Here is a 14,733-nt window from a genome sequence, read left to right on the forward strand (position 1 = left end):
AAAGAAGGAAAAACGACCGGACGCCTCCAAAACACTTTGACTTTTGGGGACATACGGTCTTGACCGGACGGTGTTACTTAACTGAACTTCCCGCTGATGTAGTCCTCAGTCATTTGTTCGCGCGGGCTGCCAAAAATCTGGGTCGTTGGGCCCATCTCGACTAGATAGCCGGTGCGCGTACCCTGAGAAATATCCACCGAGAAAAAAGCCGTCGTATCGGCAACACGGATCGCCTGCTGCATATTGTGGGTCACCAGAGCAATGGTGTAATCCTTCTTCAACTCGACCATCAACTCCTCGACCCGGCGGGTGGCGATCGGATCAAGCGCCGAACAGGGTTCATCCAGTAACAGCACTTCCGGTTCGGTTGCGATAGCGCGGGCGATACATAGCCGTTGTTGCTGCCCACCGGAAAGTGACAGGCCGCTGACCTTGAGCTTGTCCTTGACTTCATCCCACAGTGCGGCGCCTTGCAAGGCGTGCTTTACGCGGTCGCCCAGATCACCTTTGTAGCGATTGAGGCGCAGGCCAAATGCAACATTGTCGAAAATGCTCATCGAGAACGGGTTCGGCTGTTGAAATACCATGCCGATGTAGCGGCGCACGACCACCGGATCAACGCCCTTGCCGTAGACGTCTTGCCCGAGGAAATGCACATGACCCTCAAAGCGAAAGCCTTTGACCAAGTCGTTCATCCGATTGAGGCTGCGTAGCACGGTGCTCTTGCCACAGCCGGACGGACCGATGAAGCCAGTGATCTTGTTTTTTTCGATCGGCACATGGCTGTCACGTACCGCCATGAAGTTGCCATAGAAAATCTTGTCCAGTTTGCAGTCCATGACCACAGGCGCCTTGGTGACAACCGGAGCGGCTTTTTGCGCAATTGATACGTTCAAAATTCAGATGCTCCCGCTCTCAATACTTGGGCTTGCCGAAAATACGGCTGATAACGTTCACGACCAACACGATCATCACCAGCACCAGCGAGGCCGCCCATGCGAGTTCAAGTTGGTTATCGAAGGGCATGCCGGAGAAGTTGTAAATCAGCACGGCAAGCGATGCCGTCGGATTCATCACCGCAAGGCTGCCATCGTGGTAGATCCAGTAGTTGCTGAACAGCGCGGTAAACAACAACGGCGCTGTCTCACCCGCGGCGCGTGCCACGGCCAGCATCACGCCGGTGAGGATCGCCGGCAGGCCGGTAGGCAAGACGATTTTCCAGATCACCTGCGAGCGGGTGCAGCCCATACCATAGGCGGCATCCTTCATGATTTTGGGCACCATGCGCATCGACTCTTCGGCTGTCAGCACGACAATGGGCAGCATCAGTACCGCCAGGGCCACACCACCCGCTGGTGCCGAGTAGGTACCAGTGGTCATCACCACCAGGGCATAGGCAAATACCCCAGCCAAAATGGAAGGCAGTCCTGTGAGCATCTTGGCGGCAAAACGCGCAGCGTTTGCCAGCTTGCTGTCCGGCCCCAGTTCAGCCAGGAAGATGGCCGCCATGATGCCGACCGGCACCGCGATTGCGGCCGCGATACCGACCATGACAAAGGTGCCTGCCATCGCGTTGCCGAAGCCACCGCCAGTCTCGAAACCCGTCGGCGGCAGCTCGGTAAACACCTCCAGGCTCAGACGAGCCCCTCCACGCATTATCAGCATGTAGAGCACGGAAATCAGCGGCACGCTGGCAAGTAGAGCGCCGCCCCAAACCAGCGTGGTCAACACCAGGCTGCGCAGGGCGCGACCTTCAAACTTACGCTGAAGGCTTGGCAAATCGGTTATAGGGGAAGTGAGGTCAGTCATCATTTAGTACCACGTTGGGCATAGACCATAATCATGGAACCGATGATGTTCACCAGTAGCGTGATCAGCATCAGCACCAGTGCGGCGTACATCAAGACCTCGATCTCGTTTGGCCCGGCTTCAGGGAAATTCAGCGCCAGCAAGGCCGCCAGCGTATTGGCCGGAGCAAACAGAGAAAGGGAAATATTGTTCGCGTTGCCTACCAGCATGGCCAGGGCCATGGTTTCACCCAGTGCACGACCCAGACCCAGTACCAGGGAGCCGAAGATTCCGGTGGCGGCGGATGGCACCATCACCTTGAGAATCGCTTCCCAATGGGTGGTTCCCATGCCATAGGCGGCCTGCTTGGTCTTCATCGGCACGCCGGTGAGGGCGTCCTGCGAGACAGCGGCGATGGTGGGCAGAATCATGATGGCCAGCACTAATGCCGCAGGGAGTAGTCCCGGCCCGCTCAAGGACGTGCCGAAAAAAGGTATCCAGCCCAGCTCGCTGTTCAACCACGCCGTCAGCGGTCGAATCGCCGGAATCACCACATAGATCCCCCACAGCCCATAAACCACGCTGGGAATGGCGGCGAGTAACTCGACAATGGTGCGAAAAACGGCGGCAAGCTTGGCGGGCAGAAAATCCTGGGTCAGGAAAATCGCCATGCTGACGCCGAAAAAACCAGCAATCACCAAGGCGATCAGGGCGCTGTAGAGCGTGCCCCAAATGGCGGGCAGAATGCCGTACTTGCCCTGATTCACATCCCAGACAGTGCCGAAAACGACGTCCAGACCGTGCTTGTCCATGCCCGGAATAGCCTTGCGTCCCACCTCAAATACCAGCGCAAACACCAACGCCAGAACGAGAACCACGCCTATGCGTGAGAGCGCACGGAAGGTGCGATCCACCAGATAGTCCTTCGTAGAAGGTGGTTGGCAGGCAGAGTCCGGGTTAACCGGTACGACAAAAGGTTTGTTCATTGGTTAATTCCGGAACAGGGGGAGGAACTCTCCCGGCATGAGTGACATGCACATACCGAAAGAGACTCACGAGCGTTACTGGATGTTGGCGGAAGCTTTACGAACCTGGTCGATGACCGATTGTGGCAAGGGGATGTAACCCATTGAGTCGGCAATTTTCTGCCCCTCGGTCAGGCTGTACTCGACCATTTCGCGCATGGCCTTGGCCTTAGCCGGATTCTCGTTCTGCTTGCGGAAGATCATCCAGGTATAGGAAGTGATCGGGTAGGATTTGGCACCGTCCGGATCAGGCAACCAGGCCACCAGGCTCTCCGGCATCTTCACCGCCGCCAGAGCCTCGGCACCACTTTCGGCGTTTGGTACAACGTACTGGCCGGCTTTGTTCTGCAGTTGGGCAAAGTCAACCTTGGCCAGCTTGGCAAAGCCGTATTCGATGTAGCCAATGGCGCCCGGGGTCTGGCGTACGGTGGCGGTCACACCATCATTCTTGAGTGACTTGATGAATTTGTCGCTGACAGGCCAGTTGACGGTGTTGCCCTCACCCAGCGCCTGCTTGAACTCTTGATTGATCGCCGCCAGGTGCTTGGTAAACACCGCAGTGGTACCGCTGGAGTCTGCACGCACGACCACGGTGATCGGCGTGTCGGACAGTTTCAGGTCCGGGTTGGCTGCGATGATCTGCGGATCGTTCCAGCGAGTGATCTTGCCGAGAAAAATGTTGGAGTAAACGTCGCGTGGCAGTTTTAGCCCCTTAGGGTTGCCCGGCAGGTTATAGGCCAGCACGATTTCACCCGCCGTCATCGGCAGTAACTGAGCACCCTCGGAGACCTTGGCAATGTCTTCGTCTTTCATGGCCGAGTCACTGGCAGCGAAATCAACGGTTTTGTTCAGGAAGTCCTGTACACCCGCACCACTGCCCTTGGATTGGTAATCCACCGTGACACCTTCGGTTTTCTTGCTGAAATCTTTGAACCAAGTGAGGTAGATCGGTGCCGGGAAACTGGCTCCGGAACCTGTTAGGCGGACGCTCTCACCAGCGAAAGCCACCGAGGTGGCACAAAGAGAAACCGTAATAGCGAGCGCAGCAGACTTCATCAAACATTTCATTAAAAAACTCCTTGTCATGACGGGCTCAGGGAGTCTGCGATAATCCTGTTACGTTTTTATGAAAGACGATGGCAAAACACTAGCCCGCCCCCATACCGCCGCCGCAACGCCTTCTGATGTAATTACTCCGTAACAAATTGCGACTAAGACTTTTCCATCCCTTACGACGGAATTTCTCCCATGTTCTCAACTGAAGAGACCCTGATACAGCGCATCCACCGCGAGCTGCTTGATCACAGTGACGAAGAACTGGAACTGGAATTATCCGAAGACGGGCACGACCTGAATGCACTGTTCGATGAACACGCCCAGGAAGGAAGTGCAAGGGAGGCTCGACGACTTTATTTCAGCGAACTGTTCCGCCTGCAAGGTGAGCTGGTGAAGCTGCAAAGCTGGGTCGTCAAGACTGGCCACAAAGTAGTGATCCTGTTCGAAGGGCGCGATGCCGCCGGCAAAGGTGGCGTGATCAAACGCATCACCCAACGACTCAATCCACGGGTATGCCGTGTCGCGGCCCTGCCTGCGCCCAACGACCGCGAACGCACGCAATGGTATTTCCAGCGCTATGTTTCGCATCTGCCAGCAGCGGGTGAAATCGTATTGTTCGACCGAAGTTGGTACAACCGCGCCGGGGTCGAAAAGGTCATGGGGTTTTGTGATGACGATCAGTACGAAGAGTTTTTCCGTACAGTGCCAGAGTTCGAGCGGATGCTCGCTCGCTCCGGTGTACAACTGATCAAATACTGGTTCTCAATTTCCGACCAGGAACAGAACTTGCGTTTTCTCAGCCGCATTCACGACCCGCTCAAGCAGTGGAAACTCAGCCCAATGGATCTGGAGTCCCGCCGGCGTTGGGAGGCCTATACCAAGGCCAAGGAAATCATGCTTGAGCGCACCCACATTGCCGAAGCGCCGTGGTGGGTGGTGCAAGCTGATGACAAGAAGAAAGCGAGGCTCAACTGCATTACCCATCTACTGGCGCAAATGCCCTATGAGGAGGTGGAACTACCGGTGATCAATTTACCGCAACGTGAGCGGCAGGAAGACTACTTCCGTAGTCCAACGCCAGCCGAAATAATCGTGCCTCAGGTTTACTGATATTCATTACCGGATTGTTGTATCAGCTTTGCGAGTGACTGCACTGTCGTGCAACAAATGAAGCCGAATAGATCTCTGAATACCTGTCGAAAGCGACAGACGCCCGAATCAACCACAACCAACCGGTCGACGGTCCTAGGCCTAGCAAAGCACCTCGGCCACCAAGACGGGCCCATGATCGCCAAGGTGTATGGTCGCTGGATGCCCTCCGCTGATGTAGGAGCCGGAGTGTATGGCTCAGTTTGGCTACGCAATGACAGCTTTATGTCAGCATTGCATTCCCCTCTCCGGCGTCCTGCCGACCGAACACCACCCCCAATCCCCCTGATACGCTGAAAACTCCGCGGAGGATTCTCGACCTGCTCCCTTCCCTGCTGTTCAAGATCAATGAGAACCAGCTCGCCCTCGAGGCGGCAATCATGGAGCTTTCGAACTGGGTGGAGGCTCGCGGATCGGCAGACGTCGCCGAGAACGTCCGCGGCGCCCTGGACACGATCGATCGGAATGAGGAGTTCATCAAGATGACGCTGGCCGTACTCATGACGCCTGAGTGAGCTCATGCGCGCAACCCGTTCAACGCTCAATCCGAAGGTCGCCCCCCCTCTCCTACTCGCCCAGGCTTGTCTGAGGCTAGAGCGTTCGGAGTACCGCCACGCGGTGCCGGTGACTGATCGCGAGGCCGCTTGGCTGTGTTTCATGGTGTTCCGCAGCCATTCAAAGGTGCAGGTATGAGCCGCCTGGTTTTGCTGGGGCTGTGGCTTGTGTGCGTGCTGGCATCAGCCGTCGCCGCGATCTGGATGCTGATAGCAGTGTTGTCCGGCAGCAAGCGGGCTTGGCGCCTGGCTGTCGCCCATGATCCGCTCGCCAACGCGGCATTCGGGGGTAATGAGGACGAAACGATCAGTATTCGAGCTGGCAAGGCCGCCCGCGCAGGCGAACGCTGAGTTGTGTACTGTGCAAATGGCTGGAGAAACCAGATCCAGGACATTGCGAGCGCAGCACCGAGGACGATGAGAAGTAGAAGAGAAGGAAGCGCCCGGTTACCGTGCAGGAACACGACAACCAAGCACTACCGCAGAAAGGTTCTACAAACGACCATACAGTATTCGTAATGCGGGTAGAGATGTAGGGCTAGTCATCTCCTCATGCTAGCAATTCAAGAGTTAGCGCTTGTGGAACAGCAAATAGGCCGCCGTACTCATGCAGATTAAGCAGAGACCTGCAACATAATAAGCGGGCGCCATCTCGTTATACTTAAGAGACGCGGTGACGATCATCGGCGTCAGACCGCCAAAAATTGCGTACGACAGATTGTAGGAAAACGACAAACCAGTAAAACGCACGGCGGGCGGGAAAGCCTGAACCATCACAGCAGGGATTGCACCTACGGTGCCTACTAACAATCCGGTGAGTGCGTAAAGTGGAAACAGCCATTGTGGATGAGACCGAAGAACGTTAAAGAAAAACAGTACGCTTATCAGCAGCAATATGCTGCCCACTATTAATACCTTGCCCGCACCGCAACGGTCGGCCAGCACCCCTGCAATGACGCACCCAACAATCAAAAATCCAATAGAGAGACTATTTGCCCGTAATGAAACTATTGCACTGAAACCATACTGAGTTTGGAGCAAGGTAGGGGTCATCAAAACAAGGACGACAACCGCTGCAGACAGGAACCAGGTCAATAGAATTGACACGCCGACTGCATCACGATGACTCCGCAACACAGTGCGTAGTGGTAGCTCTACTGCAATTCCTTTGCGCAGCTGCATTTCTGCGAATACAGGCGTTTCATGGAGCCAACGGCGCAGATACACCGCCATTAGGCCAAATACTCCTCCGAGCAAAAACGGTACTCGCCAAGCAAAATCCAGAATCTCCTGGGACGTGAAGACACTATTGATGAGGGTGGCGACCAATGACCCCAGTAAAATCCCCCCCATCAATCCCGCAGTAAGGGTACCGCAAGCAAATCCCGTAAGACGGGAGGGCACGTGTTCAGAAACGAAAACCCATGCGCCAGGCACTTCACCGCCAATCGCCGCACCTTGGATGACCCGCATCAAGAACAATAACACCGGCGCCCATACCCCGATCTCAGCATAGGTAGGCAACAGCCCCATAATCAAGGTAGGCACTGCCATCATGAATATGCTCAACGTGAACATCTTCTTGCGCCCTAGAATGTCCCCGAAATGAGCAATTACAATTCCTCCGAGAGGCCGCGCCAGATACCCGACAGCAAAGATTCCGAATGTTTGCATCAACCGCAACCATTCCGGCATGTCTGGAGGAAAGAACAGCTGCCCCACCACTGTGGCAAAAAACACAAAGATGATGAAATCGTAAAACTCAAGGGCACCGCCCAACGCGGACAATGACAACGTTTTATAGTCGTCACGTTTAAGCGGGCGTGCAGCATCTGGAGCTTCCGTAGGAATAGAATTCACGGGAGTAATCTCTTATTAGTTTGGGTAGGGGTGATCGATTGTGCCGCTCTAAACTCAGCACCTACGTTTCCGGCTCTATGACTCAAAAGCGGACAATGTTTTTCCGCTCGGCCGGATGATCGCTGCGTTCTTTGGAAAGACCATGGCGGAGGCTAGGGCAGCCTCTATCGATTTGGATATCGGACCAGTCTTAAAAGAAGTAACTATCTGGAAGGTCTTCGACGTTTCTATCACTCAGCGCTTCCATTCTGGCACTCCAAGCACGCCCATGGACTCGCAGAAGATCTCATCGCAGCGTTCACGCGTGATGCTCACCAGCTCGCCAGCGACCACGATCGCCAGGTACTCGCAAAGCAGGTCGTGTACAACGGCAGCCTGGCCGTAGCTTCCCCACGGCGGGATCAAGTTCCACACCAACTGCGGCACACTGGCCCCGTCGGTGAGATAGCCCGCCGGCACAGTGACCCATTGCTCGCTGTACTTGCTGCCCAGGTAGTACCGGAACGGCGTGATCACCCGCCAGTGATCGGCACCGAGGATCTTGCTGGCTTGCGTGTCGTTGCCTCCATGATGCTATCTGCAGGCGAGAATCCAATGTGGGTCGCCAAGCAGCTCGGCCACAAAGACTGGACCATGATCGCCAAGGTTTATGGTCGCTGGATGCCCTCCGCTGATGTGGGAGCCGGAGGGCGGGCCGAGGCACTTTTTGCCGGTAATGCCAGCGTTATGACAACATCTCCTCTAGACAGTGCGGTTTAACTCGAATCGATCCAGGTTCATCACCTTGGTCCAGGCCGCCACGAAGTCCTTGAGGAACGCCTGTTGGCCGTCGCTGCTGGCGTACACCTCCGCCAGCGCACGCAGTTGCGCGTTGGAGCCGAAGACCAGGTCGACGCGGGTGGCGGTCCATTTCACTGCCCCGCTATTACGGTCGCGGGCTTCGAAGGTCTCGTTGCTGTCCGAGGTGGGTTTCCACTCCACGCCCATGTCCAACAGATTGACAAAAAAGTCGTTGCTCAGGGTTTGCGGCCGTTGGGTGAAGACACCGTGGGCGGTGTGGCCGACGTTGGTGTCGAGCACGCGTAAGCCGCCCACCAGGGCAGTCATTTGCGGTGCGGTGAGGGTCAGCAACTGCGCCTTGTCGATCAGCAACGCCTCCGCCGACACCCGGTAACGGGTCTTGAGGTAGTTGCGAAAGCCATCGGCGATCGGTTCGAGGAAGCCGAACGACTCGACATCGGTCTGCTCCTGGCTGGCATCCATGCGCCCCGCAGTGAACGGCACCGTCAGGCTGTGCCCGGCGTTTTTTGCCGCCTGCTCGATCCCGGCGCTGCCGCCCAGGACAATCAGGTCCGCCAGGGAGATTTTCTTGCCGCCGGCCTGGGCGTTGTTGAACTCGCGCTGCACGGCTTCGAGTTTGCCCAGCACCTGGGACAGTTGCTCGGGTTGATTGGCCTGCCAGAACACCTGTGGCGCCAGGCGCAGGCGTCCGCCATTGGCGCCGCCGCGTTTGTCCGAGCCACGGAAGGTCGAGGCCGCGGCCCAGGCGGTGGACACCAGTTGCGCCACGCTCAGGCCCGAGGCCAGGATTTTACCCTTGAGCGCGGTGACATCGCTGTCGTCGACCAGGGCGTGGTCAAGCGCAGGAATCGGGTCTTGCCACAGCAGCTCTTCGTTGGGCAGTTCCGGGCCGAGGTAGCGCGAGAGCGGGCCCATGTCGCGATGGATCAGCTTGAACCAGGCGCGGGCGAAGGCGTCGGCCAGTTGCTCGGGATTGTCGAGGAACCGACGCGAGATTTTTTCGTAGATCGGGTCGAAACGCAGGGCCAGGTCCGAAGTGAGCATGCTCGGGTTGCGCCGTTTCGAGGGGTCATGGGCATCGGGAATGGTCCCGGCACCGGCACCGTTTTTCGCCGTCCACTGGTTGGCGCCCGCCGGGCTTTTGCTTGGCTCCCAGTCGAAACCAAAGAGGTTTTCCAGGTAGTTATTGCTCCAGCGGGTCGGTGTGGTGGTCCAGGTCACTTCCAGCCCGCTGGTGATGGTGTCGCCGCCCTTGCCGGTGCCGAAGGTGCTTTTCCAGCCCAGGCCCTGCAACTCAAGGCCGGCGGCTTCCGGTTCGGCGCCAACATGATCGGCCGGGCCTGCGCCGTGGGTCTTGCCGAAGGCGTGGCCACCGGCGATCAGGGCCACGGTTTCTTCATCGTTCATGGCCATGCGCGCGAAGGTTTCGCGGATGTCCTTGGCCGAGGCCAAGGGATCCGGGTTGCCCTCGGGGCCTTCCGGATTGACATAGATCAGGCCCATTTGCACTGCGGCGAGCGGGTTCTCCAGGTTGCGTCCCAGGTCGGTGCGGCTCTCTTCCTCGCCATGCAGGTCAGGTTCGGCCACCAGGGTGCCGTCGCCAGGTTCCTGCATCGGTTCCTGATCCTTGCCATAGCGTGTGTCACCGCCCAGCCACTTGTTTTCCGAGCCCCAGTAGACATCTTCATCGGGTTCCCAGACGTCCGCTCGCCCGGCGGAAAAACCGAAGGTCTTGAAGCCCATGGACTCCAGCGCGACGTTGCCGGTGAGGACGATCAGGTCGGCCCAGGAGATGTTTTGCCCGTACTTCTGCTTGATCGGCCACAGCAGGCGGCGGGCCTTGTCGAGGCTGACGTTGTCCGGCCAACTGTTGAGCGGGGCAAACCGCTGCTGCCCGGAACCCGCCCCGCCCCGGCCGTCACCGGTGCGGTAGGTGCCTGCGGCGTGCCAGGCCATGCGGACAAACAGCGGCCCGTAGTGGCCGAAGTCCGCCGGCCACCAGTCCTGGGAGTCGGTCATCAGTGCGTTGAGGTCTTGCTTGAGCGCCGCAAAGTCGAGGTTTTTGAAAGCCTGGGCGTAGTTGAACCCCGGGTCCAGCGGGTCGGACAGCGAAGAGTGCTGGTGCAGGATGTTCAGGTTCAGTTGGTTCGGCCACCAGTCGCGGTTCTTCGTGCCACCGCCAGCGGCGTGATTGAACGGGCATTTCGATTCAGTTGCCATGTGTGAGCTACCTTTGGTCGAATTCATCCAGCTATTTGGCCCGGGATGGGCGCGATATAGCGACGAGCGAAATCAATGACATAGGCTGCAGGGCCGAGAGCTCGATCAACCGATCGGGAGGGTCACACGGCAAAACATGCGCGCGGCAAGCAGCTTGCCGGCAACGGTGACCAACGTTAGGCCTGGTAAACGTGCAACGTCTTCCTGTCTCCTAGTCAGCGCTAATCCGGCCGGCTCGCGCCAGCGCAGAATTAAGGCTAGTCCCCAGTCATGGACAGGGCAAATAGCGCCAGTATTGCTTGGCGATAGAGATAATCTTTTATCCGCGCCCATAACGTCGTGCAAGCATCAAGGCTGTCAGCGTTCTGCTGTACGGGCGAGGTCCCGACCATGAATACGCGCGCATGCTCCACGGCATTCCACGAAGCGGGCCATGCCTTGGCTTTCTGGTGGAATGGCCGGCCTATCGAACGGGTCACCGTTCGCACCCCGGCCGAAGCCGCCAGCGGCCCGATGCTGGATCTGCACGGCAATCTGCAGCAGGTCGAGGGTCTGGTGGAAGCCAGCTATTTTGTCCTGCGTCCGTCCGCCGAGGCCCCCGGGGTGGCGGAATACCTGCCGTCGATGGTGGAGTGGATCGAGCGTGACCTGCTCAACTGTTTTGCCGGCCCGATCGCCGAAGCGATCTACCAGCAAGCACCGCCCGAGCAGTGCTTCAAGAGTGGAGGCCGAGGGGACTGGCTGCGGGGCGAAGAGTTGATCAGCCTGCTGCCTGCGCGAAAGTTGCTCGACGCCCACTCCCGCGCTATCGCCCGCTCCCAGTGCCTGCTGCAGCGCTATTGGCCGGCTGTCAGCACGCTGGCGCAGCGGCTACAAACCCAGGGCACGCTAGACGGGCAAACCATCACCGCACTGTTGTGGGAGCTCAGCGGTGAATCCCCCGAGCGCCGCGATCACACCCTGGCGAGCCTCGACCGGCCTGGCGGTTGATTGCCTGCTTGTAGGAGCGGGTGCCCGCTTGCGGCCTGCGCGCGAAAAACCTGAGAGCGGCGCATTTACTCAGGAAGCACGCGTCATCGTTGACGACCATCGCGGGCAAACGGAGCGCTCCCACCACTCATTCCAACCCCTCCTGCAACAGCGCCCTCCTCACCGCCGGCCGCTGATAGACCCGGGCGTACCACCCCTCGAGATGGCTCAATCCGTCGAAGTGAATATCGGCCTTGTAGTAAGAGCGCAACCACCCCGCCTGGCCCCAACCGATGAGGGCAAACAGGTAGGCATCGGCGACCGTGAACCGCTCGCCGAGCAAATACTCACGGTCCGCCAGTTGCTCGTCGATCCAGGCAAAACGCTGTTCAAGCTTGGGCTTGGCGGTGTCCACATACTTGCCGGCCAACCCGGCATACAGCAACGGGATGAAGCCTTTGTGGATCTCCGAGGAGAGAAAACTCAACCACTCCTGCAACCGGTACCGCGCAAGCGTGCCATTGGCGGGTGCCAGCGCGGATTCGGGCCGCTGATCCGCCAGGTACTGCACAATCACCGGCCCCTCTCGCAACCGCGTGCCATCGTCCAACTCCAGGATCGGCACATAGCCCAGCGGGTTGACCTGCAGATAATCACCTTCGCCCAGCACCGTGTGCTGGCGGTGATCGACCTTGAGCAACTGGACGTCCAGCCCCAGTTCATTAATCACGATATGCGGCGACAGCGAGCAACTACCGGGGATGTAATACAGCTTCATGGGCGACTTCCAAAAAGGGTGAAGCCACATTCTTGGCGATCAGGTATATAAACGGAAGAAGGCACTTTTTTATCATCTAGGTACATAAAATATACCTGCCCGCACCCTGAGGAAGGCTCGATGAAACACAACGTGACCGGCTGCTCCGTCGAAGAAGCCATGCGCCTGCTCGGTGGCCGCTGGCGCTTGCTGCTGGTGTCCTACCTGCTCGATGGCCCCAAGCGCTTCAATCAACTGCGCCGTGACGTCCCCGGGATCTCCCAGCGGATGCTGACCCTGGACCTGCGCGCCCTGGAAGACGTCGGCCTGGTCAAACGCACGGTGTACCCGAGCGTCCCGGTCAAAGTCGAATATGAACTGACCGAAGACGGCAACCGCCTGCGCCCGGTGGTGGCGGTGATGCAGGAATTTGGTGTGTGGCTCAAGCTCAGCGGCCGCGCACGGATGCCAGTGGAGACTGCAGGACTGGCAGCAGAGGGATGAACCCTGGCTGTGGCAAACTGCGGCTCGATCGGCACAGCACAACTCGTCACTCACCATTCAACAGCAGGACTGCTCAAGCAAGGAGAAACAAGCCAATGCCAACCGTGCGCGTTCGCCCACTGCTCAAGACTGACATTCAAGCCTTGCTCAGATTTGAAATCGCCAACCGCGACTGGTTCGAATCGCAGATCGATCCGCGCGCCGCTGACTTCTACTCAGTGCCGGGGATTACCGCGCACGTCGAGGACTATCTGCGCGGGTTTGCCGAAGGGACCTGGCAGCCCCTGGTGCTCGAAGAAGCCACGCAGGGCATTGTCGGGCGGGCCAACCTGAAAGATATCGACTCGACCCTGGGCTGTGCAGAGGTCGGTTATCGGATCGATCACCGCTTCTGCGGCCAGGGCCTGGCCACCCTGGCCCTGCGGCAACTGATCCACCAGGCCCGCGAGCGCTGGCAACTACAGCACCTGCTGGCTGATGTGTACAAGCGCAATGTCGGCTCAAGCAAGGTGCTTGAACGCTGCGGATTTGTCCTTGATCCACGACCCGCCGCAGACCCACGCAAGCTCGATTACCACCTGGTCCTGGGGTGCTGATGGGCGGTCACTGCGCCTGGAAGGTCTGCAGGTAGGCCAGCAGGTTGTCGATTTTCTGCGGATCGCTCAGGCCCCAGAAAATCATGCGGGTGCCCGGCACGACTTTTTTCGGCGCCTCCAGATAGGCGGTGAGGGTTTCGCGGGTCCAGACGAGGTTGGCCGCGCGCATGGCGTCGGAGTACTGATAATCCGTGGTGCTCGCGCTGGGGCGGCCGAAAATCGAGTTCAGCTGCGGGCCGAACGAGGCGCGCGCCGATTCGCCGACCTGATGGCAGCCGCCGCAAATGCGGCTGAACAGTTTCTCGCCGGCCGGCACATCGCCCGCGGCCCAGGCGCCGGTGCTGAGCAGCCAGGCGAGCATCAGTGCTACGGTGTTCTTCATCCTGTGGATCCCATCGGTTATTGCTGACCAGCAGTGTGGGCGGCTATTGGAGCACGCGACCCGGCCTCAGCCCAGTCTCGGCTGAAATTTCTTGCGGTAGGCCGCCGGCAACAGGCCAACCCGTTGCTGGAACAGCCGGCGAAAAGAATTGCCATCGGCGTAACCCACCGCGTAGGTGATGCTGTCCAAGGTCATGCGGGTGGATTCCAGCAGTTGCTTGGCCTTTTCCAGGCGCAGGGTCTGCAGGTAGGCAATGGGCGTAGAGCCGGTGGCTTCCTTGAAGCGCCGCTTGAAGTTGCGCACCCCGAAGCCGAATTGCCGGGCGATGTCGTCGATCAAAAGCGGCTGGGCAAAACGCTCCTCCAGCCACTCCTGGACCCGCAGGATCTCGCCATCGCCATGGTTCTTGGGCAAGGACCACAGCGCGTACACCGTTTGCTCGCGGCGCACGTTATCGATCAGCAGGTACTTGCCGCAGGTGTGGGCCAGCTCCAGTGAGGCAAAGCGGCGGACCAGGTGCAGCAGCAGGTCAATCGCCGCACTGGCCCCTCCGCTGGTGATCAACTGCTGGTCTTCACAGATCATCTGGTCCTCGTCGAGATCGACTTCGCGGTAACGCCGGCGCATGTAGTCGGCAAACGCCCAATGGGTGGTGGCGCGCCGACCATCCAGCAAACCGCTCTCGGCCAGCATGAACGATGCGGTGCAAATCGACGCCATCACGGCGCCCTGCTGGTGCTGTTGCCGCAGCCACGGCCCATAGACGGCGAAGGTCGGCAAGGCATCCTTGAGGGTGAAGAGGAACCCGGGAATCAGCACCAGGTCGGTGCGGTGGATCTCGGCCAGCCCATGATCGACCCGCAACATCTGCCCTCCCCCAGCGGCAACAGGAGCGCCGTCGAGCGAAGCGCTGACCACCTCAAATGGCGGACTGTCGCTGAACAGGTTGGCCGCATTCAGCACTTCCAGGGCAATGGTGGCGGCGGCGGCAGAACAGTGCTCGGCCAGTAGCAGGGTGATATGCATGGAGGACTCGTTTGCGCTTTTCGCATGGTTTAAGTCATTTGTGCAC

The 14,733-nt window shown here is 58.7% G+C and carries 16 protein-coding genes and 1 pseudogene; 7 read left to right on the forward strand and 10 right to left on the reverse strand.

Going from position 1 to position 14,733, the window contains the following annotated elements; genetic code table 11:
* Positions 1-77 precede the first annotated feature (77 nt).
* The 4 genes from pstB to pstS form a co-directional block, all read right to left on the reverse strand.
* Positions 78-839, reverse strand: coding sequence for a phosphate ABC transporter ATP-binding protein PstB (gene pstB, locus QMK50_RS02120; RefSeq protein WP_045058436.1), 762 nt, complete (start codon positions 837-839; stop codon positions 78-80).
* A 76-nt stretch (positions 840-915) separates the two neighbouring features.
* Entirely contained in the window at positions 916-1,809 is an 894-nt protein-coding gene (pstA, locus tag QMK50_RS02125; protein ID WP_095169167.1) for a phosphate ABC transporter permease PstA, read from the reverse strand.
* Complete coding sequence (gene pstC / locus QMK50_RS02130; protein ID WP_159996429.1) at positions 1,809-2,774, reverse strand: phosphate ABC transporter permease subunit PstC; 966 nt, start codon at positions 2,772-2,774, stop codon at positions 1,809-1,811. The genes pstA and pstC overlap by 1 nt, the downstream gene beginning before the upstream one ends.
* Positions 2,775-2,849: 75 nt before the next feature.
* Positions 2,850-3,881: a phosphate ABC transporter substrate-binding protein PstS gene (gene pstS / locus QMK50_RS02135; RefSeq protein ID WP_320332403.1), complete on the reverse strand. Its 1,032-nt coding sequence runs from the start codon at positions 3,879-3,881 to the stop codon at positions 2,850-2,852.
* A gap of 180 nt (positions 3,882-4,061) precedes the next feature.
* Here pstS and ppk2 point away from each other — a divergent pair, with 180 nt between their 5' ends.
* From ppk2 to QMK50_RS02150, 3 genes are all read left to right on the forward strand, one after another.
* Positions 4,062-4,979: a polyphosphate kinase 2 gene (gene ppk2, locus QMK50_RS02140; protein WP_095169136.1), complete on the forward strand. Its 918-nt coding sequence runs from the start codon at positions 4,062-4,064 to the stop codon at positions 4,977-4,979.
* Positions 4,980-5,329: 350 nt separating this feature from the next.
* Positions 5,330-5,533 carry a hypothetical protein gene (locus tag QMK50_RS02145; RefSeq protein ID WP_320334482.1) on the forward strand — a complete coding sequence of 68 codons (204 nt, stop codon included), beginning with the start codon at positions 5,330-5,332 and terminating at the stop codon, positions 5,531-5,533.
* Positions 5,534-5,707: 174 nt separating this feature from the next.
* Entirely contained in the window at positions 5,708-5,923 is a 216-nt protein-coding gene (locus QMK50_RS02150) for a hypothetical protein (protein ID WP_320332404.1), read from the forward strand.
* Positions 5,924-6,142: 219 nt separating this feature from the next.
* Here the strand turns inward: QMK50_RS02150 and QMK50_RS02155 are convergent, their stop codons facing one another.
* A complete protein-coding gene (locus QMK50_RS02155) occupies positions 6,143-7,432 on the reverse strand; it encodes an MFS transporter (RefSeq protein WP_320332405.1) in 1,290 nt (429 codons plus the stop codon).
* A 234-nt stretch (positions 7,433-7,666) separates the two neighbouring features.
* Positions 7,667-7,948 carry a DUF1353 domain-containing protein gene (locus QMK50_RS02160; protein WP_320332406.1) on the reverse strand — a complete coding sequence of 94 codons (282 nt, stop codon included), beginning with the start codon at positions 7,946-7,948 and terminating at the stop codon, positions 7,667-7,669.
* Positions 7,949-7,993: 45 nt separating this feature from the next.
* Here QMK50_RS02160 and QMK50_RS02165 point away from each other — a divergent pair.
* Positions 7,994-8,191, forward strand: a pseudogene (locus QMK50_RS02165) (site-specific integrase); the annotation flags it as partial.
* On the opposite strand, the gene katG reads toward QMK50_RS02165, so the two are convergent.
* Entirely contained in the window at positions 8,174-10,453 is a 2,280-nt protein-coding gene (gene katG, locus QMK50_RS02170) for a catalase/peroxidase HPI (RefSeq protein WP_320332407.1), read from the reverse strand. The pseudogene QMK50_RS02165 and the gene katG overlap by 18 nt on opposite strands.
* 390 nt (positions 10,454-10,843) lie before the next feature.
* Here katG and QMK50_RS02175 point away from each other — a divergent pair, with 390 nt between their 5' ends.
* Complete coding sequence (locus QMK50_RS02175; protein ID WP_095169131.1) at positions 10,844-11,443, forward strand: hypothetical protein; 600 nt, start codon at positions 10,844-10,846, stop codon at positions 11,441-11,443.
* A 127-nt stretch (positions 11,444-11,570) separates the two neighbouring features.
* Here QMK50_RS02175 and gstA read toward each other — a convergent pair whose 3' ends face one another.
* Complete coding sequence (gene gstA, locus QMK50_RS02180; RefSeq protein ID WP_320332408.1) at positions 11,571-12,200, reverse strand: glutathione transferase GstA; 630 nt, start codon at positions 12,198-12,200, stop codon at positions 11,571-11,573.
* Positions 12,201-12,320: 120 nt separating this feature from the next.
* Here gstA and QMK50_RS02185 point away from each other — a divergent pair, with 120 nt between their 5' ends.
* Both QMK50_RS02185 and QMK50_RS02190 read left to right on the forward strand, forming a co-directional pair.
* Entirely contained in the window at positions 12,321-12,683 is a 363-nt protein-coding gene (locus QMK50_RS02185) for a winged helix-turn-helix transcriptional regulator (protein ID WP_095169129.1), read from the forward strand.
* 95 nt (positions 12,684-12,778) lie between these two features.
* Positions 12,779-13,279 (forward strand): GNAT family N-acetyltransferase, encoded by a 501-nt coding sequence (locus QMK50_RS02190; RefSeq protein WP_320332409.1) that lies wholly within the window; start codon positions 12,779-12,781, stop codon positions 13,277-13,279.
* Positions 13,280-13,286: 7 nt separating this feature from the next.
* On the opposite strand, the gene QMK50_RS02195 is transcribed toward QMK50_RS02190, so the two are convergent.
* Positions 13,287-13,661 (reverse strand): cytochrome c family protein, encoded by a 375-nt coding sequence (locus QMK50_RS02195; RefSeq protein ID WP_320332410.1) that lies wholly within the window; start codon positions 13,659-13,661, stop codon positions 13,287-13,289.
* A gap of 66 nt (positions 13,662-13,727) precedes the next feature.
* Positions 13,728-14,687 (reverse strand): GlxA family transcriptional regulator, encoded by a 960-nt coding sequence (locus QMK50_RS02200; RefSeq protein ID WP_159996443.1) that lies wholly within the window; start codon positions 14,685-14,687, stop codon positions 13,728-13,730.
* Between the last annotated feature and the right edge of the window lie 46 nt (positions 14,688-14,733).

Origin of the sequence: Pseudomonas sp. P5_152 (assembly GCF_033989915.1) — a bacterium.
Classification (GTDB): Bacteria; Pseudomonadota; Gammaproteobacteria; order Pseudomonadales; family Pseudomonadaceae; genus Aquipseudomonas.